The sequence below is a fragment of the Streptococcus ilei genome, assembly GCF_000479335.1.
Lineage (GTDB): Bacteria > Bacillota > Bacilli > Lactobacillales > Streptococcaceae > Streptococcus > Streptococcus ilei.
In genome coordinates, this window is sequence record NC_022584.1 from 977,543 (window position 1) to 1,001,386 (window position 23,844).

Here is a 23,844-nt window from a genome sequence, read left to right on the forward strand (position 1 = left end):
AAAGAAAGGGAATAGTGATGCATTTCATCAGAAAAAAGACAGCTGGAAGAACCAACTGTCTCGATCTATTTATCCTTTAACCCGTTTCAAGTAATCTTGGTAGCTTTCAGTTTCCATCAAGTCCTTAGCATTCTGAACTCGTTCTTTTGTTGGAGGTTTTACTCCTTCTAGGGAATAAGGAATGCCCAATTCTCGCCATTTGAACTCACCCATGGTATGGTAGGGAAGAATTTCAAATTTATCAACATTTTTAAGGGTTTTGACAAATTTACCAAGTTCGATCAAATCATCATCTCGGTCTGTCAAACCTGGCACCAAGACGTGACGAATCCATACTGGTTTGCCAATATCAGACAAATACTTGGCACAGGCCAAAATATTCTTGTTTGTTTGACTGGTTACAAATCTGTGACGTTCATCATTGATTTCCTTAATATCAAGGAGCACCAAATCGGTCACTGCCATCAGTTTGTCAAATTTTTCCAAGTAACGAGGGGTATTTCGGAAAGGCAGAGCACAGGTGTCTAAAGTACAGTGGATGCCCAGCTCTTGAGCCTTGGTAAAGAAGGCAATCAAGAAGTCAATCTGAAGCAGGGCTTCTCCGCCACTGACAGTGATCCCACCTTTTTGGCCCCAAAAACCACGATAGCGAAGGGCTTCTTCCAATACATCATCTACTGTTCGTTCACGAGACTTGTTGGTTTCCATAGCCCAAGTATCCGGGTTATGGCAATACTGACACCGCATTTGACAGCCTTGAAGAAAGACAATAAAACGGATCCCTGGTCCATCTACAGCACCGAAGCTTTCCGTAGAGTGTACCATTCCTGTTACTTTTCCATAGTCAACTGTTTCATTTTCCATGTCTTGTCCTTCTCTCTTGAAAACGTTTTATGGTCTTATTATAACATGATTCCTTGTGAATAAAAGGATTTTGACTAGTTTTTAGAAAATAAACTGTTTTTCAATTTCATACCATTGTATTAGTACAGGTCATTCCAGTCGGCCTTACTCTTACCGATTCTCTATGGCAAAAATCAATAGCTTATTTATCTCCTATTTCTCTACTATTTTAAGAAATAACACTCTCAAATATGCATCTTACCTAAATGCTATTGACATTTTCCTGTTTCCCTATTAAATTGGATATGATAGAAATAAATATGAAGGGACTGTCTTTAATCAATAATGTAAGCGGTCTCAAAAAAATAGAGGAGAGTTCTATGGACCAAAGATTTTGGGAAACATCCTGTCGTTATAGTATCCGCAAACTAACAGTTGGCACTGCTTCTGTTTTACTAGGTGCATTTTTTCTCAGCTCACACCAGGTAGATGCTGATAGTATTGTTGGAAGTCAAAACGAAAGCAACCACCTTGAAGCTGCCCCATCACTAGAGAGTCCGACTGACAGAACTGGAGGATCCAAGTCAGAGAATCCACATATCGCTCCTATTTCTGAAGAAAGAAGCTCAACTCCTGATAGAGCTGTTGAAAGTCATCATACAGACGATTCGACTACTTCGATTGAGACGAATAAAGATAAGGAAACGATGAAAGTTGAGACTCCTGTGGCAAAACAAACAGATTATCAATTAAGTTACAATCAACCTGCTGCTGCTACCTATGATGGTTGGGAAAAACAAGCCCTTCCAGTCGGGAACGGGGAAATGGGGGCTAAGGTTTTCGGACTCATCGGTGAAGAAAGAATCCAATACAACGAAAAAACTCTTTGGTCTGGAGGACCACAACCAGATAGCACCGACTACAACGGAGGAAACTATCAGGATCGTTATAAGATTTTGGCAGAAATCCGTAAGGCCCTTGAAGCTGGAGACCGCCAAAAAGCGAAACAGTTAGCCGAAGAAAATCTAGTAGGACCAAACAACGCTCAATACGGACGCTACTTATCTTTCGGTGATATCTTTATGGTCTTTAACAACCAAAAGAAAGGTTTGGAGAACGTTACCGACTATCACCGTGACTTAGATATTACAGAAGCTATCACAACTACTTCTTATAGCCAGGATGGAACCACCTTTAAACGCGAAACCTTCTCTAGCTATCCGGATGATGTTACTGTGACCCATTTGAGTAAAAAAGGGGATAAGACCCTCGATTTTACCCTTTGGAATAGCTTGACAGAGGATTTACTTGCGAATGGTGACTACTCTTGGGAATATTCGAACTATAAACAAGGGGCAGTCATGACCGATTCAAATGGTATCTTGCTCAAGGGGACTGTCAAAGACAATGGCCTTCAATTTGCCTCCTATCTTGGAATCAAGACAGACGGACAAGTCACTGCCCAAGATGGCTATTTGACTGTCACTGGAGCCAGCTATGCGACCCTTTTACTCAGTGCCAAGACTAATTATGCTCAAAATCCAAAAACTAATTACCGCAAGGATATTGATGTAGAAAATACTGTTAAGTCTATCGTAGAAGCTGCCAAGGCAAAAGATTATGAAACTCTGAAACATGACCACATCGAGGACTACCAGCGTCTCTTCAATCGTGTCCAACTGAATCTTGGCGGTAATAAGTCTAGCCAAACGACAAAAGAAGCTCTCCAAACCTATGATCCTACAAAAGGACAAGAACTAGAAGAGCTCTTCTTCCAATACGGCCGTTACCTCCTCATCAGCTCTTCTCGTGACCGGACAGATGCCCTTCCTGCTAACTTGCAAGGTGTCTGGAATGCTGTAGACAATCCACCTTGGAACGCTGACTACCACCTCAATGTCAATCTACAAATGAACTATTGGCCTGCCTATATGAGTAATCTCGCAGAAACGGCTAAGCCAATGGTCAATTATATCGATGACATGCGCTACTATGGTCGTATCGCTGCTAAAGAATATGCCGGCATCGAGTCTAAAGAAGGCCAAGAAAACGGATGGCTGGTTCATACTCAGGCAACACCATTTGGCTGGACAACTCCAGGTTGGAATTATTACTGGGGTTGGTCTCCTGCTGCCAATGCTTGGATGATGCAGAACGTCTATGACTACTACAAATTTACCAAGGATGAAACCTATCTCAAAGAAAAGATTTATCCAATGCTCAAGGAAACAGCCAAGTTCTGGAATTCCTTCTTGCACTTCGACAAATCTAGTGACCGTTGGGTATCTTCTCCATCCTATTCACCAGAGCATGGAACCATTACGATTGGAAATACCTTCGACCAATCTCTGGTTTGGCAACTATTCCACGACTATATGGAAGCAGCCAATCATCTCAATGTCGACCAAGACTTGGTTACCGAAGTGAAGGCTAAATTTGACAAGCTCAAACCACTTCATATCAACCAAGATGGCCGCATCAAGGAATGGTACGAAGAAGACAGTCCTCAATTTACGAATGAAGGCATTGAAAATCACCACCGTCACGTTTCTCATCTGGTTGGTCTCTTCCCAGGTACTTTATTTGACAAGGATCAGCCTGAATACCTAGAGGCGGCACGCGCAACCTTAAACCACCGTGGAGATGGTGGAACGGGTTGGTCTAAGGCCAATAAAATCAACCTCTGGGCTCGTCTGCTTGATGGAAATCGTGCCCATCGTTTATTGGCAGAACAGCTCAAATCCTCAACCCTAGAAAATCTCTGGGATACCCACGAGCCTTTCCAAATCGATGGTAACTTTGGTGCCACTAGCGGGATGGCAGAAATGCTCCTTCAATCCCACACTGGCTACATTGCCCCATTACCAGCCCTTCCAGATGCCTGGAAAGACGGGCAAGTTTCAGGTCTCGTGGCACGTGGCAACTTTGAAGTCAGCATGAAATGGAAAGAAAAGAATCTAGAGACATTAGCTTTCCTTTCCCATGCAGGTGGAGATTTAGTCGTCGATTATCCAGACATCGAGTCGAGTATTGTCAAGATTAACGGGAAAGAAATCAAACCAACTCTTCTGAAAGGCAATCGGATTCAGATTGCCACTCAAAAAGGGGATCAGGTTACCTTTGAAAAGTTACCAGAGAGGGTCACCCGCCTATCTGCCGTGAGAAAAGATGCTGTAACAGCAGAACTCGATTTCAATCCAGTTAAAGATGCGACTCACTATATCATTCGTCGAGAAAGCAAAGATGAAAGCAGCGACGCTCCTTCTGTCAAAGAATTCCTAACCAATGTCACTCATTTCATTGACCGTTCCATTGATTCTCTTCATAGCTATAGTTATAGCGTTAAAGCTATGATTGGGGAGCGCTCAAGGCAAACATCAGAAGCCGCATCAATCCAACCAGTTGTCGAATTGATGGACGATAGAGATCCTCGTGTTCAATACGGTCCTGCCTTCAATAACTGGGAAGATGCTGACTTGTATGCAGGAACTGAAAAATACGCCGACCTATCCCTTGATAGCTACTCTGACAAAGATGCAACTGCTAGCATCTCTTTCAATGGACGAGGAATTGAAATCTATGGTCTCAAATCGTCTGAATTGGGCCTAGCAGAAGTCCAAATCGATGGAAAAAAAGTGGGAAATCTGGATTTCTACACATCTGGAGAAACGGAAAAAAGCGCTCTAATCGGTCGTTTTACAGGACTTCCTGATGGAGATCACCTCCTAACTCTGACCGTGAAGAAGGAGCACTTAAACCGTGGGAATGAACGCTCAAAAATTTCCTTGGATTATTTTAAAATCTATCCTGGTCAAGGCGCGACTGTTGAAAAGATGGATGACAGAGATCCTCGTATCCACTATGGTTCTTTGTTCAAAGACTGGAATGAATCAGGCTTATATCAAACGACAGAAAAATACGCGACTCTCCAAAATGTGGATCCATCTCAGTATTCTGAGGCCAAGGCAATCATTCCTTTCACTGGTACAGGTATCCGTATCTACGGCTTAAAATCTTCTGACTATGGAAAAGCCTTAGTAACCCTAGATGGAAAAGAAATGCCAAGTTTGGACTTTTACTCCAGTGCTGACTATGAAAAGAATGTATTGATTGGCGAGTATACAAACTTAAGCAATGGAGATCATATTCTCACCTTGACAGTGGATCCTAACTCTCCAGATGGTAGAAAGATGATTTCTCTGGATTCATTTGACATATTGAAGCCAGCAACCGTATCCCTAGATACTCCAAGCCTAGCCCCAATACAAGCAGGCGATCAAACCATTACCCTCACACTTCCGTCTGGAGAATGGGATGCTATTGCTGTACAATTCCCAGGTACAAAAGATCCTGTTTTCCTCAAGAAAACCGATGACCAACACGTCACCCTATCAGATGGAAATCGAGTGTTGCCGATTAAAAACCAGCAAATTGAACTCCCAATCCCAGAAACTGCTCATCAAAAACAAGATCAGATCATCTCAGCCTATGCCATCCGAGGGAAAACCATCACTAGTCCAGTCGTCTCTCTCTTACCTTCTCTTGTGACAAGTTTGGGAGAGGAAGAAGCACCTGTAGTGACCCTTCCTGAGTACACTGATCCAATCGGCACAGCTGGACAAGAAGCACCTATCCTTTCTCTACCAGAATATGTCCTTCGGGTACTGAAAGACCAAGCCAGCAAGGTAGAGGTCATTAGTGGAGAAAATGAGATTGGAACAGAAAGTCATTTAGAGATCCAAAAGGTCCTTGACCAAGGTCTCTTCGGCAAGACCTACGATGCTTTCAACCTTCAACTGAGGGATAAAGAGGGAAATCCAGTTCCAGTGAAGGGAAGTGTATTGGTTCGACTTCCACTATCCAGAGAAGTGAAGCAACTTTATGTCTTGACTCCTGATCAAGGTCTCCAACCATTAGAATTTACACTTCGAGAGGGCATGATTGAATTCATGGTCCAAGAATTAGGAACCTATGCTATTGTCTATAAGACAAAATTAGAAACTGGACCATTCATTTCAAGTCTTCCTGAAAAAGTGGATTCTGCTTTTTCTGGAAGCAAGGGACAATATACTCCTCTTTTAGAGCATCCTAGTCCAACGAATACCAGTGATGCTTTGATGAGTGTTCCAACCTCTAAACAAGATCAGACTTCGCAAGGACAACTTCCAAGAACGAATACAGAACACAGTAGTTCATACCTACTCTTCTTAGCGGGTCTTAACCTTGTTCTCGCAGCTAGCTTCCTAGAGAAAAAGAAACAGGATTAGCTAAATGTGGCTAACAACATCAATACAAAGAGGCTGGGACAAAAGTCCTAGCCTCTCAATTGTTTTTGGATTGTCGAGCAAGACGCAGTGGTTGAGTGGCCTCTACTACGCTGATTTCATCAGCTTTTACAGCCCTACTCGACTGTGCGGAGGTAGGACGACGAAATCGAATTCTAACGAATGACCGATTTCTGTCCCACTATCTTTATTTTATCCCAAAACCAATTCGTCACTCACCAAGGTTTCACCACTATTCTGATGAAAAAGGCGCATCAAGTCTTCAACCGTCAGGTTCTTCTTTTCTTCCCCTTTAACGTCGACCACAATTTTGCCTTGGTAGAGCATGATCAAACGATTGCCATATGCGATGGCATGGTTCATATCATGCGTAATCATCAAGGTTGTCAAATCATGACTTTCCACGATCTTTTGCGTCAATTCCATGACCATTTCACTGGTCTTGGGATCGAGCGCTGAGGTATGTTCATCCAGTAGCAAGAGTTTTGGTTTGACCAAGGCAGCCATGACCAAGGTCAAAGCTTGCCGTTGTCCCCCTGATAAATATTGCGTGTCCACTTTGAGGCGATTTTCCAAACCAATATTGAGTTCCTTCAAAGCCGTTTTAAATTCTTCGCGGTCTTTTTCTTTAACCCCCCAACTGAGTCCCCGTCTTGCTCCCCGTTTTTTAGCAATGGCCATATTTTCTTCAATGGTCAAGCGGGAAGCCGTCCCCATCTTAGGATCCTGGAAAACACGGGCGATCTCCTTAGCACGCTTCCGAACACTGGTCTGCTTAATAGATTTTCCTTCTAACAGGATATCTCCTTGGTCCACTTGCAAGCCACCTGCCAGAATGTTCATCAATGTCGATTTCCCTGCTCCATTTCCTCCGATGACGGAAATGAAATCTCCTTCTTCTACTGTCAGGTCCAAGCCTTTGAGAACATGGTTTTCATTGACTGTTCCTGCTTCAAATGTCTTATGTATATCTTCGATTTTTAACAATGTTGCCATTTATCTTCTCCTTTTAGTTGCTGGTTAATTTTAATCCACGAATCTTGAGACGTTTCTGGGCTTCTGGTGCAAACAAGACCAAGGCCAAGAGAATAGCATTAAACAAACGGACTAAGTTTTGATCTAAGTTTGGAATTTCATAGATATTGAGGATAATGAGGCGGTAAACAATTGCCCCCACTCCAATCGAAAGTAAGCGTCCTCCAATGGTCAAATCATGGATCAAGACTTCTGCTAGAATAACGGCGCTAAGTCCTACGACGATGGTCCCTGTACCAGAAGTCACGTCTGAGAAGCCATCTGTCTGAGCGAAGAGAGCCCCACACAATGCAACCAGTCCATTAGAAATCATATAACCGAAAATCTTCATGGTGTCCACATTCACCCCATTGGCCTCACTCATTGGGATATTGTCACCCGTTGAACGAAGAACCAAGCCAATCTGAGTTTTCATTAAGAGGGTCAAAATCAGACAGACCAATAACAAACAAGAAAGACTAACAGCAAAGACAGCAGCCTCATTGGACAAACCCAGCCCCATCACAGACTTGAAGATGGTACTTGAATCTCCAATGGATAAATTAGGAACACCTCCCATGATCTTAATATTGATCGAATAGAGACCCGTCAGGGTCACAATCCCTGTTAAGAGTGCGGGGATCTTCATCTTAGTATGAAGGAGGCCAGAAACTAGACCTGCTAACATCCCTGCAAAAATAGAAAAGAGGGTCGCTAACCATGGGTTTTGACCTGCTTGAATTTGGGATGCAACGACTGCCGCTCCAAGCGGGAAAGCCCCTTCTGCTGTCATATCCGCTATATCTAAAATGCGGAATGTTAAGAATATACCAATGGCCATAATCGACCACAATAAACCTTCAGATAAACTTGATAATACTAAATCCATCATCCATCTCCTATTTCTTTTCGTTTATACCAGAGAGATCAATTCCTAATTTCTTAGCCATCTCTTTGTTGACATATAATTCTAAATTCTTAGGGGCTTCCACTGCCAGATCGGCTACCTTTTCCCCTTTCAGGATACGAATCGCCATCCGGGCAGATTGACGACCCAACTCGGTGTAGTCTGTCCCATAGGTATAGAGCCCTCCTACTTGAGCCATTTCAATTGAACCTCCAATGACTGGAACTTTGTGTTTTAAAGAAACTTGTTTGATCGTTTCCATCGTAGAGGAAATAATGTTGTCTGTTGGAATAAAGACTAGATCGACCTCTGACATCAAACTGTCCGCTGCTGCTTTCACATTATTACTGTCTAAGATGGTTTTCTCTACGACACGGTAGCCTTTAGCCTCAAGAACCTTCTTGGCTTCCTCTTTTTGAACGACTGAGTTGGGTTCACTTTGCGTATAGAGGATCCCAATCGTCTTAGCTGTTGGCAAAACCTTTTGAATCAGATCGACTTGCGTAGCAATGGCATCTGAAGATTGGTCGCTCGTTCCTGTCACATTGCCACTAGGACGATCCAAGTTCTTGACCAACTTAGCAGCCAGAGGGTCCGTCACTGCAGAAAAGACTACAGGGGTTCTTTTGCTCGTATTGGCAATACTTTGTGCCGATGGAGTCGCAATGGCAAACACAAGGTCACTTTCCTGTGATAATTGATTTGAAATGTTTTTCAAATTTCTCTGCTCCCCTTGAGCATTTTGATAATCAATTTCAATCTCTTCTCCATCTACATAGCCTTGTTTTGCTAACTCTTCCACAAAGCCTTTTCGAGTTGTATCAAGAGACTTATGGGTAATATACTGAGAAATCCCAATCTTAATCTTTTGATGCTTAGAGGTCTTCAAGTGATGGAGGCTCAAGAGAGAGGTCATCAATAGACCAACTACCAGAACCGGGGCAATTAACTTCTTTACAACTTTCATGAAACATGTCTCCTTCTCTAAAACATTCAAACAGCATACAAAAAACCGTTTAGATGATTCTAAACGGTTGGTATCATTCCTCACAAACTTAAAAGTATGCCAGCATTGCCGTCCATTTAGATATCATCTATATGGACCACAATCAAAAATCTTAGCCACATAGATACAAACAAATTGCTCGTTTCGTTTGCATCCATGAGTTCATGTCTACAAACACTATCTAAAGTAGCTAAAGTAAAAGTTTTGATTCAACAATGTGGAGTTCGTGTTTTTCATAAAATTCTGCTTTCGTTTTTTTATGTTGACTATCTTACCGAAATTTTTTCAGGCTGTCAAGCCTAAATTCAGAATTTTTTTAATTATCTTATATTTTCTTCATTACCAAACAAAAAAGTGCCCGATGAGGGCACTAAATGAGCGAATATCTTATTTTTTAAAGGTGAATTTAAAATCATCCTCTTCATTCTGATAAACCGTTAAGATTCCGTTTACCAATTTATATTTGAGATTGTATTGCATTACAAAGTTTCCACCACTATCTACAAGAAATTCATGAGTTTTTTCAGATAACTCGCCTTCAAATAACACCATATCTATGGTTCCTTTTTTAACATCAATTTCAACTCCTATTTCCTTCAAGTAACCCCATTTGCTTCGTTCCTCAATGTACTCCAATGCATTTTCCACAGAATTTAAATAACTTTTATCGCCTTCAAGGAGTTTTTTTGCTGCTCCTTTAAAATCAACTTTTCCTGATGTAGAAATTTTTACATTGTTACCCTCTACTTCCACAATCATTTCGACATCTTTAAAAAATTCACCAGAGATATCTAAAGTCGAGGTGAAACTTTCTTTAAAACCAGATGTCATTTCTTTCTTCACTTCAGGAGTAGCTGACCATTTCCCTTGAATACTATTTGGATTTTTAGCAAATAACAAAAAGGCAAGCACAGACAAAACTGCAACGGCAACTAGACTACATAATCCAATAATAAGCCCTTTTTTAGACTTCTTCACTGGCATTGGACCTTGGCCCATATATGAGGAATTAGTCTGGTAATTCAGTTGCCCATTGTTTGGATAGCCACCCTGCATCTGAGCATTGGTATAGGATGTGAAGGGCGCTCCCTCTTGAGCCGACTCCTGAACAGGAGCTTGTGGCTGGATTCCACCTTGACCAAAAGCTTGTCCTTGTTGTTGAAACGGACTTGTTGCACCTTGGAATTGATTTGGAGCTGAACTTGCACCTCCAAATGGGGCTTGGGTCGGAGTTGGACCTCCGAACTGTGCTTGTTCTGGTGATGGCGTCGCACCTTCAAATGGAGATTGAATTGGATTTACCAGCGTATCCTGTGTCGCTTGTGTTTCTGGACTTTCAAACTGACCAAAAACCTGTTCGATTTCCTCCTGATTGGCCGGTCGACCATGGACTCTCTCGAACTCTGCTAACCATTCTTCTGGTTTCATGACTATCACCTTCTAACCTTTACTTATTTTATTATAAAGGAAATTCATAGGAGAAGCAAACCCTACTAAAATGAGTATAAAAATCAGGAAAAACCTTGATTTTATGGCTCTATAATTTCTGTAGTGGATAATATCACCATAGGAATTATGGAGCCTATTTTGTTGTAGAAAACAAGAACATCAAAAAGGAGAGAACCAATTTGGTCCTCTCCAGGGTATAACTTTTCATCAACCCACTACAGTTGACAAAGAGCCTAAATAAGCGAATATCTTATTTTTTAAAGGAGTATTCAATTCCATAATCATTTCCATCCACGGAAACTTTCAGCGTTCCATTTTCAATTTTATACTTGAGATCGTATTTAAGGAAATGACTCGCATCTTCATCCTGAATGAATCGGTGATCTTTTTCATCCACCTCACCTTCAAAGGCTACCATTTTAAGAGTGCCTTTTTTCACATCGATTTCAAGTCCCATATCCTCTAAATAGGAATTCTCACTGTTTTCTTGGATATAGTCTAAGGCATCCTCAACAGAGTAAAAATCATTGTCCCCATCATCATAGAGTTCCTTTGCAGCTCCCTTGAAATCAATCTTACCAATCACACTGATGGTTACTTTTTTCCCCTTTACCTCTACGATCATATCCATATCTTTTACAAATTCACTAGAAATATCTGATGTAGTAGAGAAAGTGCCTGCAAAAGCAGACTTCATTGTCTTTTTCATTTCAGGAGTAGCCGACCATTTTCCTTGAATACTATTTGGATTTTTAGTAAAAAAGAAAAATGCAAGCACAGATAAAACTGCAACAGCAACAAGACTACATAAACCAATAATCAGCCCTTTTTTAGACTTCTTACCTGGTATTGGAGCTTGGCCCATATATGGAGAATTAGCCTGGTAATTCAGTTGCCCATTGTTTGGGTAGCCTCCCTGCATCTGAGTGTTGTTATAAGATGCGAAGGGCGCTCCTGTTTGAGCCGCCTCCTGAACAGGAGCTTGTGGCTGAGTTCCACCTTGCCCAAAAGCTTGTTCTTGATGTTGATACTGACTTGCTCCACCTTGGAATTGATTTGGAGCTGGGCTTGCACCTCCAAATGGGGCTTGGGCCGGAGCTGGACCTCCGAACTGTGCTTGTTCTGGTGGTGGCGTCACACCTCCAAACTGTGTTTGCTCTGAAGTTGGCGCTGCTCCTCCAAATGGCGTTTGCTCTGGAGTTGGCGCTGCATCTCCGAACTGGGTTTGTTCTGGGGCTGGCGCTGCTCCTCCAAATTTAGCTTGTTCTGGAAACGGTAAAGGGCCTCCAAATTGTCCTTGATTGGAAACAGGTGCTGCACCTTCAAATGGAGATTGGATTGGGTTTACGGGCGTATTCGGTGTCGTTTGTGTTTCTGGACTTCCAAACGTACCAAAAGCCTGTTGGATTTCCTCCTGATTGGCCGGTCGACCATGAACCCTCTCAAACTCTGCTAACCATTCTTCTTGTTTCATTGTGATCTCCTTCTACCTTTATTTATTTTATTATAAAGGAATTTCATGAGAGATGCAAATCCGTCTAAAATGAGCATAAAAAAATCAGGGAAACTCCCTGATTTGATGTTCTTATTCTTGACCTTTTGTCGCTTGCTCATCTTCATCGACTAGGTCACTGACCTCAACCTTCACCTTGGTGACACGACCATTTTTTACCTTATCGTTTGTAAGGATCAGATGCTTCTTCATACTGTCTACTTCAAAACTCAAGCGTTCCTTGTGACCTGGAATCCGTCCGACACCAGTCAGGTAGTAGCCTGCAATGGTATCCACATCATCACTTTCCAACTTCACATCAAAATACTCATTGAAATCATTTAGAGTCACAATCCCCTGCACAATATAGAGGTTAGGCTCAATTTCAAAAACATCATTCTCAGCCTTATCGGTTTCATCATCGATTTCCCCGACAATTTCCTCAAGAAGGTCTTCCAAGGTTACCAGACCAGCCATTCCTCCATACTCATCCAGCAAAATGGCCATCTGATTTTGTGTATTCCGGAGCTCCTTCAAGAGATCATCTACAAAGATTGTTTCCGGTACAAAGAGCGGTTCCTGAAGGATCTTGCGAAGAGCAATATTATCAAATCCATTCACAAAACCTTCATTAAGCAAACGTTTGGTATGGATCAGACCAATGACATTGTCCTTGTCATCATCATAGACAGGAATACGAGAAAAATTCTGTTTTAAGATGCTTTCGATGATTTCTCTGGTATCATCTTGGATATCCACCATAAAGGCATCCGTACGAGGAACCATTAGCTCACGCGCCATCAGCTCATCTAGTGAAAAGACTCCTTGCAACATTTCAATCTCGTCAGCATCCAGACTTGTTTCACTCTTAGCCAGCATATAGGCAATCTCATCTCGTGACATCTCTTCGTCTGCATCATCGAATTGCATAGGAGTCAGACGACTGACCAGATTGGTTGATGCCGATAAGAGCCAGACAAAGGGGCTAACGATTTTTCCTAGTAAAATCACAATTGGAGCCGTTCGAATAGCCAAGCTATCTTTCAGATTCATGGCAATACGCTTCGGATATAACTCACCAAATACAATCGAAATATAGGTCAGAAAAGCCAGTGAGAGGAAGCTAGCTATCGCACGTGCTGTCTCCGTATTTCCCATCCAAGAAGCGATTACTTTCCCAAGATCATCAGCTAAGCTTGCCCCAGACAAGATGGTAATCAAGGTAATACCAACCTGAATCGTAGATAAAAAGTGGTTGGGATTTTCCAATACCTTTAAGAGACGAATATATTTTTTATCGCCTTCCTCAGCCTTTTGCTCTACGCGAGAACGGTTCAGCGATACCATCGACATCTCCGTTGCAGAGAAAAATGCATTTAATAAGGTCAATACAAATAGTAAAACAAATTGCAGTATTAAATCCTGACTGCCAGGGTCTTCCATGGATATTCTCCTCAATGTATAGTAATAATGCCCATTATATCATATTTTTTGAAATGGTGCATAGTCGCAAAAATTTCCCTCCTAAAAGAGGAGGGAAGGCTCAGTTATACTCCATAACGTGTGAAATCATAAAAGAGTACATTCAGTTTTTCTACAAGTTCCAAAAGGGTCAAACTACTTGTACAAATAAATTTTTTCCCTTTGATATTCGGAATCATAAAGTTGGCAACAATAACATCATATTCGGTATGCTCTAGTTCATGAAGATTAAAGTCATGCTTGATGACCTGTGAAAACTCAAAGTTATCCGTACAATAGAATTTTAAGAAATCAATCATGGACTTGGCATGGTGGTCATCGTATCGGCTAATGATTAAGACCTTGACAGCTGTCCGTCTCCTTAATAGTTGAGGCAATAGATTTTCCCAATGTGAAAATACGGTATAAATCTGATGCTTGAGGTTTTCAGGATTTTCATGAAAGCCCATCTCTTTGAGATAGTGATACAAACCTGTTTCAACATCCTGATAAAATTTAGGGAAGAGGGTTCGATAATCCTCATTGGTATAGCTCTTGGTATCATAGAGAAGAAATTCACCAAAGATTTCACGCCGCTCCAAATAGGCGGTGTTGTGAATATGCATAATCATCTCTTCATAATTCTCAAGTTCTAAACCATAAGATTCACTCAGGTGATCAAGAAATTGAGAGGCTAAAATATAGGATTTTTTTGTAACAGCATCTTCCTCAGTGGAGTCAATCAGATCCTGTGGGGTAAAATAGAAGCGTTTCTGTAGGAAGATAATAAAGAGCTGTTCTATGATTTCTTCGTTAAATTCTACACCCAGCTGCAAACCAAAATAACGAAGCATCTCATTGATTTTTGGGAGCTCTTGATAGAGATAGGCGTATTGTTCAAAATTATTGGCCCCTTCAATCCGATACCCTTGCTTGATCCGGTAAAGATAGACCGTCAGCATAATTTTATAAGAATGAAAGATCGAATAAGTCAGTGGGATTTCCGTCAGTTTATAGAAGAAGGTGATGAAATCAATGATGACTTGTTCTCTGATATCTGGAAATGGCCACTCTAAATAATAATACCGCTCTGCAAAATATTGGGAATAGAAAAAGCGAATATCGACTTCGTCTCCCACGACATTTAGAGGATTCAAGGTGATTCGAATATTGTACTTTTCCTGAATAATCTGGTTAATGTTTCGAATCAAGCGATAAAATGATTGTTGACTGAGATCATATCGTCTACAAATTAAGTCACTGGAAACGTCCTTATGGAAGAACAAGTATTCCAAGAGGGAGAAAGCTGTAGATTCTTTAAAGAAGTGATGGTAGACCACCTCAATCCCAACCGAATCATCATAGCTGATCTTAATGCCATTTGTCGAAGACTCAATCAAGAACTCTTTAAAGACCGTTCGTAAATTTGAAAGATCCTCCTTCAATGACCGTTCTGTACAATCTAACATTTCTGCGAGTTCCTTCAAATGAAACCAGCGCTTCTCTCGAATTAATGTTTCTAGCAAACGCATTTGGCGTCGCTGCTTTTTGGCAAGCAATTCTATCATCTTATAGAAACTCCTTGATTTTCTATCATTACTAATTCATTATAACATATTTTCTTAAAGGAAAGGTAAAAGTTAACGATTCAAGTACTTAGCTTACCCTTTCTTAGTCTATATTCAAAAGAGAGTGGGACAGAAATCGGTCATTCGTTAGAATTCGATTTCGTCGTCCCACCTCCGCACAGTTGAGTAGGATTGTAAAAGCTGATGAAATCAGCGTAGTAGAGCCCACTCAACCACTGCGTCTTGCTCGACATTCCAAAGACACTTAAGAGGCTAGGACTTTTGTCCCAGCCTCTTATTTATTCTGTTAGGATTTATTAATGATTCCAAACTCTTCTTGCTTGCGCTGCTCTTGTGTCTTTTTATGGTTTTCATACAAGGCCACCAAGAATTTAACGATTTCTTTACCAATCGAATAAACCGGAATCGCCACGATCATTCCAATGACACCATAGATGTTACTGGATAAGAGCAAGAGAACCATGATAGTAATGGGATGCACCTTCATCACCCCTCCCACAATCCGTGGATAAAGGATATTTCCATCGATTTGTTGAACAATCAACATGAAGATGACTGCTTTGATCATCATATTGAAATCTGTAAAGGCATAGGTAACCACCATAGGAGTCAAGCCAATCGTCGGTCCAATGTAAGGAATGAAGATAGCCAAGGCTGAGAAAATGGCAAAGACCAAGGCATACTTCAAACCGATAAAACTGTAGCCAATAAAGGCTAAAGTCCCGATGATTAAAGCATCGATAGAAATCCCACTAATATAGCGAGAAACTGTTTGGTTGAGACTCACTAAGAGAGAGGTAATATTCCGCCGGTCATTTTTCAGGATCGTCCGCTCTAACATCGGAAGTAACTTCTTCCCATCAATCAAGAAGTAAACCAGGAAGATCGGCGTCATAACCAGAATGAAGAGTGTATTGACAATCGTTGACACCACACTACCCAAACTATTGGTCACACTGTTTAGGATATTTTGTAGAATATCCACATAAGATAGGTTTAACTGCTGAATGGTTGATTGGATATTGATACTCTGAAAGGCTGGATTCTTCGATAACTTCGTCACAAAACTTTGCACTTCCCAATACAAGCCTTGGGTTGAATTAATCAAGCTTGTCAACTGGTTGATCAAAATAGGCAGGATATAAACAATCCCATAAATAATCAATCCAAAAAGGGTTACCAAGGTTAATAGAATACCCAAAATTCGATTTAGATGAAATTTCTTTTCCAAAAATTCTACGATTGGATTGGTGATGTAGTACAAGAAACCAGCAATCAAAAATGGAAGAATAATGGTATTCAGAACGGATACAAAGGGAGAGATCAGGCTTCCCATACTTCCCCAAATATAGAATATAATCGTTAATAATAGGACTTCACAGGTCCAGAAAAATAATTTACTTTTATGAAACATCCCTTTCCTCCTATCTGCTATTTTATCATATTTATGGTAAAATAGAAAATATTTTTATGAAGGTTAAAAAGATGAAAGAAAGCTTAATTGAACTGAAAGACGTCACTCTCAGAAAAGAAGGAAAAAATCTCCTTTCCCGTTTGAATTGGACCGTCAATAAGGGGGAAACCTGGGCCATCCTTGGACTGAATGGTGCTGGAAAATCGACCCTCCTTCGTCTCTTAATGGCGGAATATTGGAAAACGGAAGGAGAGGTTTCTGTCCTTGGAACACAATTTGGACAAGGCGACATTCCTGAACTCCGCAAGCGAATTGGAGTGGTTAGCTCCTTTATTTCTGAGCGCATCCCTGAATCTCTATCCCCAGAAGAAATCGTCCTCACTGGTAAATACAAGAGTAGCATCCTCTATACAACTTACGGAGAGAAAGAACTCCAAGAAGCACGGTCCATGTTGCGTCGCATCGGTGCTATTTCTTTGATTGGGCGAAAATACAGGACTCTCTCTCAAGGGGAAAAACAGACGATTCTTATCGCCCGTAGTCTCATGGAAGAACCCGACCTTCTCATCTTCGACGAAGCCTCAAGTGGGCTCGACTTATTTGCTCGGGAAGCCATCTTTCAGTTGATTCACCAGATCAAACAGATGGAAAAGGCACCGACCATTCTCTTTGTTACCCACCATGCGGAGGAAATCACCAAATCTTTTAGCCATGTCCTTCTTCTCAAGGAGGGACAAAGTTTTGCCCAAGGGCCTAAGGAGGAAATTCTCACCCAAGATACTCTATCAGCCTTTTATGGGGGGAAGGTCCAGCTGATTCCTATCGGGGAAGATCGCTATTACATTCAGCCAGACCAGTAATCATTAGCCTACTAATACACAAAAGAAAGAGATTGGGACAAACGTCACCAATCTCTTTTCTTCTTCTATCTTAGATAGAACTGTCATTTTTTATCGATTTCGAGCGTAATTGATCATATCATATGGTAGAGTATTGGCACTTTCCCTCAAGGAATAGTTTTCCAATTCGTTGACATTTTGCCGCATGCGACGTGCATACTTGGCCGAAATCAAATGTTGCTCCTCATATTTGAAAATGAGTTTTCTCTCCAGGTAATAGCCTCTTAGCATCTCATCAATATTATTGGGCTTGATCCGATTGATAACCCGCTCTACAAAGGCTCCACTGGTAATCAATGACGTTTCACGCAGGCGTGATTCTTGAAGGAAAGATACCAAACTACTGCGATAGACTCCTTTTAGGTTTTCCAAACTCTCGATAATAATTTCCGTATTCGCCAAATACAAGGCGGCAATCTGGTCATAATCGATAGCTTCGAGCTTGTAATTTTCTCCGTTTTTCCATGCCTGAATACCGGATCCAAAGGTCAACACTTCGTGGAAAAGGAGTCGGATTATGCGGAAGAGCACCAAGAAATAATAGGTCAGGCGCGATGACAGATTGCGATTGATATTTTGCTCCATGGATCGGAGATAACGTTGATAGACATGGTAGCTTCTATCTCGAATCTTTCCTTCTTCATAGGCTTGTTCCAAACCATCGTTCTCGATACTGAGAATAAGGAGTTTCAATTGCTCCCAGTCTCTTTGAGTGGCCTTATCCTCCTGATTGAGAATCATATTTTCTATCCGGCCATGATAATTATCAATAGCCGCATACAGAGGCCCCTTCTGCTTGGTCACCGTCAACTCCTTCTCCAATAGCATGACGACATCGTTTAAGATAGCAATGTGCATCAAATGATCATTGGATTCCTCTTTGTCTTCGGATAGTTTTGGTAGGATGAGAAGTCCAATCAGGAAACTACACAAGGTCACCCCTGCTACTAAAAACAAGAGAACTGGATATTCTGCTTCTAGATGCGTCGGTATTAACAGAATGGTCGCGATAGACACCGCTCCTTTGACCCCCGAAAAGGTCAACAAGAGAGCATCTTTCAGATACTTATCAATGGATTTTTTCAATCGGAAACCACGGTACCAGTAAAATCCATACACCATCAAGAAGCGAATCAAGAATAGGAATCCCGTCAATAAGAGAACAGTCACAATCAAGAGCAGATTGTTGTAAAAGGGAGTCCTAAGAATTGGCTCAGAAATCATCTCAAGCTCTATCCCCAAAAGGACAAAGACGTATCCGTTAAGGACAAAATTGACTGTATTCCAAACCGTATGCGTCACCGTATCGACTTTGGCTTCTAGTAGGGTAATTTTCTTAATCCGACTAGCCTTTAGGATCCCAGCCACGACCACCGCAATAATCCCTGATACATGGATCTCTTCTGCAATAAAGAAGGTTAACAAGGGAAGACTCAATTCTAAAATGAGTTCACTGGCAATATCTGTTGCCCGAACACTCAACAACAGTTTCTGAAGCCCACGGTTGACAGCCGCTGTCACAATCCCTACCGCAAAACCTCCTAAAATGGAAATCACCAAGTCCCAACTAGCCTGTCCCAATGAGAAGGCACCAGTAGTCCAAGCAGCCAGAGCTACTCAAAAGGCCACCAAACCTGAAGCATCGTTGAGCAAGCCTTCTCCTTTTAAAATGTTGGAGACCCGTTTAGGAAAGGTAAAGCGTTCCGAAAGGGAGGCAAAAGCCACCAAATCAGTCGGACCGAGCGCTGCCCCAACTGCCATACAGGCAGCTAGTGGAATTCCTAACCACAAGAGATGAGCCAACCAGCCCAAGCTAAGGGTCGAAATAAAAATAACTGGGAAGATTAAAAAGGCGATAATGCGCCAGTGCTTGAGAATAGAAGTAATATCCGCTTCTTCTGCCTCTCGAAAGAGGAGGGGACCAATAACCAAGGCCAAAAAGAGTTCTGTATCTAAGTGATACTCCGAATTGGGTAAGAGAAAGCCAAGCCCAATCCCAAGGAAGATCTGGATCAAGGGCAAGGGCAAGGTCGGAATCAACTTATTGGTCGCATTGGAAACAATCAGAACCAGGGAAAAGACAATGGCGTATACAAGAATCTCCATCTCTTATCCTCCTGATCGTTGGTTACAACAGTCCTCAAAGAGTTGTTTTTGTTCTTGGATCTTTTGATCAATCTTTGTCAGATCCTTGTGCTCAATTTTCTTCTGGCTACGTTCCATTTCAAGAGAGACTAACTTCTTCTTGATTTTGATCATCTTTTTGCTCATCCGCGCTTCATCCAAAAAACCGACAGCACGTTCATGAGACGTTGACTCCACAAAATCGTGACGAAGGGCTTCAATTTTATTTTTTAAAAATTCTTTATCCATGGCGGTAACTTTCTAATTTTTCAATCATGACCAAAAATGGTGGATGATTAATTTGATTGAGGGTCCGATAACTAGTGACCGTAAATTCTTGTTGAGGTAGGTGAGAGACAAAATCCAAGACAGCATCTTTTTCTAGGTCTCCACCTTCATGACCATAATAGATCATGATAGCTATCCGGCCCCCTTTGACCAAGAGGTGACATAGTTTATCGATGGCTTGAATGGTTGTTCTAGGCTGGGTAATGATCGACTTGTCTGCTGAAGGAAGATAGCCTAAATTGAAGATAGCAGCCTTGACCTGGTTTACATAGAAATCAACCTCTTCATGCCCCTTCAAAAGAAGGTGGGCATTGGCAAGGCCTGCTTCTTCCAAACGCTTCTGCGTATGGACCAAGGCCTGCTCTTGAATATCAAATGCATAAACTTCTTTGGCTAGTTTCGCCAAGAAAAGCGTATCATGCCCATTACCCATAGTCGCATCAACGACGGTATCTTGATCCGTAATGACTTCCCTAAGAAAATCATGGGCCATTTCTAATGGTCGCAACATCCTACTCCTCCAATTTTCCTAGTTTACAGCCTTGAACACTTCCTCGACGACGCATTTCTGTTTCAATAGCATTCAGAACTTCCCACTTATTGAGACTCCACATTGGGCCTATCAGCATCTCTCGCGGAGCATCTCCTGTAATCCGGTGGATGACAATTTCCTTGGGAATAATTTCCAGTTGGTCACAGATGACCGACACGTATTCCTCCTGGCTCATCAATTGCAACCGCCCTTCATGATAGTCCCGTTGCATCCGAGTGTTGGTCATCAGGTGGAGCAGGTGCAATTTAATGCCCTGGATATCGTTGTCTGTTACACAACGGCGGACATTCTCCACCATCATCTCATGCGTCTCCCCTGGAAGACCGTTGATCAAATGCGAAACAATCTCAGCCTTGGGAACCTGATGACGAATCCGCTTGACCGTTTCTACATAGAGCTCGTAACTATGAGCACGGTTAATCAATTCAGATGTCGCTTCATAGGTCGTCTGCAAGCCTAGCTCAATGGTCACATGCATTCGCTTTGTCAATTCTGCTAGGTAGGCTAACGTTTCATCTGGCAAGCAGTCTGGCCGTGTCCCGATGTTAATCCCTACAACACCCGGTTCATTGATAGCTTGCTCATAGCGTTCACGAATGACATCGACAGATTCATGGGTATTGGTAAAATTTTGAAAATACACCAAATACTTTTTCACATCTGGCCATTTGCGGTGCATAAAATCAATCTCTTTGTAAAACTGATCCCGAATGGGGGCATCTGGTGCCACAATGGCATCCCCAGAACCAGAAACCGTACAAAAGGTACAGCCACCACGAGCAACAGTTCCATCACGATTGGGACAGTCAAATCCCGCATCAATCGGGACTTTGAAGGTCTTTTCTCCAAATAGGGTTCGATAATAATCATTTAAAGTCGTATAGGATTTCATACCCCTCATTATAGCAAAAAAGCAGAGTGAACTCAAAGTTGAGTCTCCTCTGCTTTCCACTTGTATTTCTTAAGATCGACACAACCGTTTGATTTGCATTCCACTCCTTCTGCCCAGAGAAGCGTGCCTTGCTCTTCCCAATCAGGAGCCAGGCGACCAGTAGATGTTACGACCCGATGACAGGGATAGGCCACAGCCTTTTTAGAAGTGGCCAAAACCTTGCCGACCTGCCGGGCATGGCGAGGATAGCCAATGAGTTGGGCGATTTGTCCATAGGTCGCTACACATCCTATTGGAATATGAGCCAGGACCTTTAAAACCTTTTCTTCAAATAGATCTTTCATACTTTACTTCTGCTTACTCTTAAAGCGCCATTCAAAACGCAAACGATCGTAATAAGGGAAGACCATTTGCAAAAGACCGAATCCTAAAAGCATACTTCCTGTCACGTCAGTCGGGTAATGAACCCCAACATAGACACGCGAAAGGACGATGGTCACCATACAAAGGAAGAGGGCAAACTGAACGAGAACTTTTCCGACTTGAGAGGTCATCCGTTGCCCCACCACAATCATCAAACTACCGAAAACGAGGGTGGCAGCTAAAGAGTGACCACTTGGAAAAGAATAGCCCCCTTCTTGGACCAAGTGTTGAAGAGCTGGCCGTGGACGCAGATAAATATGCTTCAGAATCACAACCACTAATCCAGTTGTAACTAAACTTCCTGTGAGGAGGAGGGCCTCCGTATACCATTTCTTCCAGACAAAGAAGAGGACGATGACGCCAACCCAAAATGTGACAACTGGTGTGTTCATCAGCACTGTTACACGGGTAAAGAAGGCCGTCAGATAGGCTGGTAAATCCCCGCGAATAGCCGATTGGATCGGTTGATCAATTCCGACTAAATTTTCTGGATAAAATTTGACTACATAGCCCAGAATCATAAATAACAAAAGGGCAAAAGAGCCCTTTAAGAAATGAGATTGTTTATTTTTCATAGATTTTAAGTAGGGGCTGTACGACGGTGTAAACCATCCAGAAGGTAACAGCCCAAATCAGTCCTTCTATTAGATTAAAGGGAACAACCATACTGAGAAGATACTTTTCAACTCCGACCATCTTCGCTATGTCAAAACCAACAAATTTAGCATAGAGGGGGATGGCATAATAATAATTAACTAGGAGCATGGAAATGGTTAAACCAACTGTCCCAACTAGACTAGCTATCACAAATCGCCTTGTGTTTTTTTTCTTATTCCAAATGACTGCAAATGCTAAGACAAAGACTAAAACACCAATGATATTAATCGGTAAGCCCACCAAGGTCTCAGCTCCTCGACCATTCAGAACTAACTTGAGAACAGATCGAATCAAAATCACCACAAATGAGCTCTTCAAATCTAACAAAACTAAGGCGAGTAAGATTGGAATCGTACTAAAGTCAACCTTTAAAAAATCAATCCCTATTGATAGTTGATAAAACATCAATAGAAAAGAAAGTGCAGATAAAACAGCCACTAGGGTCAGTTTACGAGTATTTGTCATCATAGGTTCCTCCAATTTTTACTAAAATTAGAAGAAGTTGGAAAGATTCCCTTTCCCATATTCTAATCGAATCGTTTTAAAGAAAACTTAAAAAGTTCCTCGGTACTTGACAAAAGAAGTCAGGATGCTATAAGAAAAAAGCTCGAAGACTGATTTCTTATAAAATCAAGAACATTTCCATCAAGTCAATCGTCAATAAGAACAGGTTTGTTCCTCTCTCGTCTTCTCCCATCCAGACTATACTGTCGGTTGTGGAATCGCACCACATCAGCTTACGCTCGCGGACTTCTTTAAGGAAGAGGAAATAGATATTTTTCTTTTAGACGAGGCGCCAAGCTGTAGACATAACTTATAGTTAGGCAAAGCTTGGCAACAAAGTATAAAAGGAAAAAAACATTTCCACTTTAAAGTCACCGCCGGTCGGGAATTACACCCTGCCCTGAAGACCCCTTTATCATAACAAAAAACACCTGCTATTGCAAGTGTTTTGTAATATCGAAAGTTACAACTTGATCCCTTTTGCAAAGAGCCTCTACTTCAACTTGTCTCCCTCATACTGATGGACCAGCTCTAATCCAGAAAATTCTTGTTGTCTGAGGGCTTCGTAGACAATCATGCAAACGGTATTGGAGACATTCAAGCTTCTGACATGCTCATCATTCATCGGAATCCGAATCGCCTTTTCAGCATGGAGCCGCATAAAATCCTCTGGTAGACCCTTGTCCTCACGACCAAAGATGAAATAATGTTCTGCATTATCATTGTAGGCTACTTCAGAATAGGTTCGATCAGCAAATTTTGAGACTAGGTGAACCTTTCCTCCAGCCGCAGCTTCCATAAATTCATCTAGGCTGTCATAGAAGCGAACATCCAACTTATCCCAATAATCTAGTCCAGCCCGTTTCATCTTTCGATCATCAATGGGAAAGGCCATAGGACGGATGATGTGGAGAGGGGCATTGGTGGCTGCACAAGTGCGAGCGATATTCCCTGTATTTTGAGGAATTTGAGGTTGATAGAGAACTACATGGTTTTTTGATTTGGTTTCTGTATAAGCTAATTCTTCAATATTCATCACAATCT

The 23,844-nt window shown here is 41.8% G+C and carries 18 protein-coding genes, 1 pseudogene and 1 riboswitch; of the genes and pseudogenes, 2 read left to right on the forward strand and 17 right to left on the reverse strand.

The window, feature by feature from the left end:
- Positions 1-69 precede the first annotated feature (69 nt).
- Positions 70-864, reverse strand: coding sequence for a pyruvate formate-lyase-activating protein (gene pflA, locus N596_RS04700; protein WP_023024058.1), 795 nt, complete (start codon positions 862-864; stop codon positions 70-72).
- Positions 865-1,223: 359 nt separating this feature from the next.
- Here pflA and N596_RS09475 point away from each other — a divergent pair, with 359 nt between their 5' ends.
- Positions 1,224-6,110, forward strand: a complete 4,887-nt coding sequence (locus N596_RS09475) for a glycosyl hydrolase family 95 catalytic domain-containing protein (RefSeq protein WP_081698224.1) — start codon at positions 1,224-1,226, stop codon at positions 6,108-6,110.
- 210 nt (positions 6,111-6,320) lie between these two features.
- Here N596_RS09475 and N596_RS04710 read toward each other — a convergent pair whose 3' ends face one another.
- The 8 genes from N596_RS04710 to N596_RS04745 all read right to left on the reverse strand — a co-directional run bounded on the left by N596_RS04710 (position 6,321) and on the right by N596_RS04745 (position 16,460).
- Positions 6,321-7,124, reverse strand: coding sequence for an ABC transporter ATP-binding protein (locus N596_RS04710; protein WP_023027135.1), 804 nt, complete (start codon positions 7,122-7,124; stop codon positions 6,321-6,323).
- 13 nt (positions 7,125-7,137) lie between these two features.
- Positions 7,138-8,031: an ABC transporter permease gene (locus tag N596_RS04715; protein WP_023024061.1), complete on the reverse strand. Its 894-nt coding sequence runs from the start codon at positions 8,029-8,031 to the stop codon at positions 7,138-7,140.
- Between the two features lie 10 nt (positions 8,032-8,041).
- Positions 8,042-9,016: an ABC transporter substrate-binding protein gene (locus N596_RS04720; RefSeq protein ID WP_023027137.1), complete on the reverse strand. Its 975-nt coding sequence runs from the start codon at positions 9,014-9,016 to the stop codon at positions 8,042-8,044.
- Positions 9,017-9,442: 426 nt separating this feature from the next.
- Positions 9,443-10,483: a hypothetical protein gene (locus N596_RS04725; RefSeq protein ID WP_023027138.1), complete on the reverse strand. Its 1,041-nt coding sequence runs from the start codon at positions 10,481-10,483 to the stop codon at positions 9,443-9,445.
- A 271-nt stretch (positions 10,484-10,754) separates the two neighbouring features.
- Positions 10,755-11,978 carry a hypothetical protein gene (locus tag N596_RS04730; protein WP_023027139.1) on the reverse strand — a complete coding sequence of 408 codons (1,224 nt, stop codon included), beginning with the start codon at positions 11,976-11,978 and terminating at the stop codon, positions 10,755-10,757.
- Between the two features lie 111 nt (positions 11,979-12,089).
- Entirely contained in the window at positions 12,090-13,439 is a 1,350-nt protein-coding gene (locus N596_RS04735; RefSeq protein ID WP_023027140.1) for a hemolysin family protein, read from the reverse strand.
- A 104-nt stretch (positions 13,440-13,543) separates the two neighbouring features.
- Complete coding sequence (locus N596_RS04740; protein WP_023027141.1) at positions 13,544-15,025, reverse strand: AcpB/EbpR/MafR family transcriptional regulator; 1,482 nt, start codon at positions 15,023-15,025, stop codon at positions 13,544-13,546.
- 307 nt (positions 15,026-15,332) lie between these two features.
- Positions 15,333-16,460, reverse strand: a complete 1,128-nt coding sequence (locus N596_RS04745) for an AI-2E family transporter (RefSeq protein WP_023027142.1) — start codon at positions 16,458-16,460, stop codon at positions 15,333-15,335.
- 56 nt (positions 16,461-16,516) lie between these two features.
- On the opposite strand from N596_RS04745, the gene N596_RS04750 reads away from it, so the two are divergent.
- Positions 16,517-17,320, forward strand: coding sequence for an ABC transporter ATP-binding protein (locus tag N596_RS04750; protein WP_023027143.1), 804 nt, complete (start codon positions 16,517-16,519; stop codon positions 17,318-17,320).
- A 90-nt stretch (positions 17,321-17,410) separates the two neighbouring features.
- On the opposite strand, the pseudogene N596_RS04755 reads toward N596_RS04750, so the two are convergent.
- The 8 genes and pseudogenes from N596_RS04755 to N596_RS04790 all read right to left on the reverse strand — a co-directional run bounded on the left by N596_RS04755 (position 17,411) and on the right by N596_RS04790 (position 23,836).
- A pseudogene (locus tag N596_RS04755) lies at positions 17,411-19,465 on the reverse strand (cation:proton antiporter).
- Positions 19,466-19,468: 3 nt separating this feature from the next.
- On the reverse strand, positions 19,469-19,732 hold the full coding sequence (locus N596_RS04760) for a hypothetical protein (RefSeq protein WP_023024073.1): 264 nt from the start codon (positions 19,730-19,732) through the stop codon (positions 19,469-19,471).
- Positions 19,725-20,282: a tRNA 5-(aminomethyl)-2-thiouridylate-methyltransferase MnmM gene (mnmM, locus tag N596_RS04765; RefSeq protein WP_023024075.1), complete on the reverse strand. Its 558-nt coding sequence runs from the start codon at positions 20,280-20,282 to the stop codon at positions 19,725-19,727. Before mnmM ends, N596_RS04760 begins: the two co-directional genes overlap by 8 nt.
- Before the next feature lies 1 nt (position 20,283).
- Positions 20,284-21,225 carry a tRNA modification radical SAM protein MnmL/YtqA gene (gene mnmL, locus N596_RS04770; protein WP_156023428.1) on the reverse strand — a complete coding sequence of 314 codons (942 nt, stop codon included), beginning with the start codon at positions 21,223-21,225 and terminating at the stop codon, positions 20,284-20,286.
- Between the two features lie 23 nt (positions 21,226-21,248).
- Positions 21,249-21,560 (reverse strand): MGMT family protein, encoded by a 312-nt coding sequence (locus tag N596_RS04775; RefSeq protein WP_023027145.1) that lies wholly within the window; start codon positions 21,558-21,560, stop codon positions 21,249-21,251.
- Positions 21,561-21,563: 3 nt separating this feature from the next.
- Positions 21,564-22,214 carry a phosphatase PAP2 family protein gene (locus N596_RS04780; RefSeq protein ID WP_023027146.1) on the reverse strand — a complete coding sequence of 217 codons (651 nt, stop codon included), beginning with the start codon at positions 22,212-22,214 and terminating at the stop codon, positions 21,564-21,566.
- Positions 22,204-22,761 carry an ECF transporter S component gene (locus N596_RS04785; RefSeq protein ID WP_042361430.1) on the reverse strand — a complete coding sequence of 186 codons (558 nt, stop codon included), beginning with the start codon at positions 22,759-22,761 and terminating at the stop codon, positions 22,204-22,206. Before N596_RS04785 ends, N596_RS04780 begins: the two co-directional genes overlap by 11 nt.
- 216 nt (positions 22,762-22,977) lie before the next feature.
- Positions 22,978-23,212, reverse strand: a riboswitch (FMN riboswitch).
- Positions 23,213-23,293: 81 nt separating this feature from the next.
- On the reverse strand, positions 23,294-23,836 hold the full coding sequence (locus N596_RS04790) for a tRNA (cytidine(34)-2'-O)-methyltransferase (RefSeq protein ID WP_023027147.1): 543 nt from the start codon (positions 23,834-23,836) through the stop codon (positions 23,294-23,296).
- Positions 23,837-23,844: the final 8 nt, after the last annotated feature.

Coding starts and splice junctions, on each gene's coding strand:
- N596_RS04725 (WP_023027138.1), bottom strand. CDS start 10,483: ATGAAACCAGAAGAATGGTTAGCAGAGTTCGAGAGAGTCCATGGTCGA.
- N596_RS04735 (WP_023027140.1), bottom strand. CDS start 13,439: ATGGAAGACCCTGGCAGTCAGGATTTAATACTGCAATTTGTTTTACTA.
- N596_RS04715 (WP_023024061.1), bottom strand. CDS start 8,031: ATGGATTTAGTATTATCAAGTTTATCTGAAGGTTTATTGTGGTCGATT.
- N596_RS04720 (WP_023027137.1), bottom strand. CDS start 9,016: ATGAAAGTTGTAAAGAAGTTAATTGCCCCGGTTCTGGTAGTTGGTCTA.
- N596_RS04740 (WP_023027141.1), bottom strand. CDS start 15,025: ATGATAGAATTGCTTGCCAAAAAGCAGCGACGCCAAATGCGTTTGCTA.
- N596_RS09475 (WP_081698224.1), top strand. CDS start 1,224: ATGGACCAAAGATTTTGGGAAACATCCTGTCGTTATAGTATCCGCAAA.
- mnmM (WP_023024075.1), bottom strand. CDS start 20,282: ATGTTGCGACCATTAGAAATGGCCCATGATTTTCTTAGGGAAGTCATT.
- N596_RS04775 (WP_023027145.1), bottom strand. CDS start 21,560: ATGAAAGATCTATTTGAAGAAAAGGTTTTAAAGGTCCTGGCTCATATT.
- N596_RS04790 (WP_023027147.1), bottom strand. CDS start 23,836: ATGAATATTGAAGAATTAGCTTATACAGAAACCAAATCAAAAAACCAT.
- N596_RS04710 (WP_023027135.1), bottom strand. CDS start 7,124: ATGGCAACATTGTTAAAAATCGAAGATATACATAAGACATTTGAAGCA.
- N596_RS04760 (WP_023024073.1), bottom strand. CDS start 19,732: ATGGATAAAGAATTTTTAAAAAATAAAATTGAAGCCCTTCGTCACGAT.
- N596_RS04750 (WP_023027143.1), top strand. CDS start 16,517: ATGAAGGTTAAAAAGATGAAAGAAAGCTTAATTGAACTGAAAGACGTC.
- N596_RS04745 (WP_023027142.1), bottom strand. CDS start 16,460: ATGTTTCATAAAAGTAAATTATTTTTCTGGACCTGTGAAGTCCTATTA.
- pflA (WP_023024058.1), bottom strand. CDS start 864: ATGGAAAATGAAACAGTTGACTATGGAAAAGTAACAGGAATGGTACAC.
- N596_RS04730 (WP_023027139.1), bottom strand. CDS start 11,978: ATGAAACAAGAAGAATGGTTAGCAGAGTTTGAGAGGGTTCATGGTCGA.
- N596_RS04780 (WP_023027146.1), bottom strand. CDS start 22,214: ATGAAAAATAAACAATCTCATTTCTTAAAGGGCTCTTTTGCCCTTTTG.
- N596_RS04785 (WP_042361430.1), bottom strand. CDS start 22,761: ATGACAAATACTCGTAAACTGACCCTAGTGGCTGTTTTATCTGCACTT.
- mnmL (WP_156023428.1), bottom strand. CDS start 21,225: ATGAGGGGTATGAAATCCTATACGACTTTAAATGATTATTATCGAACC.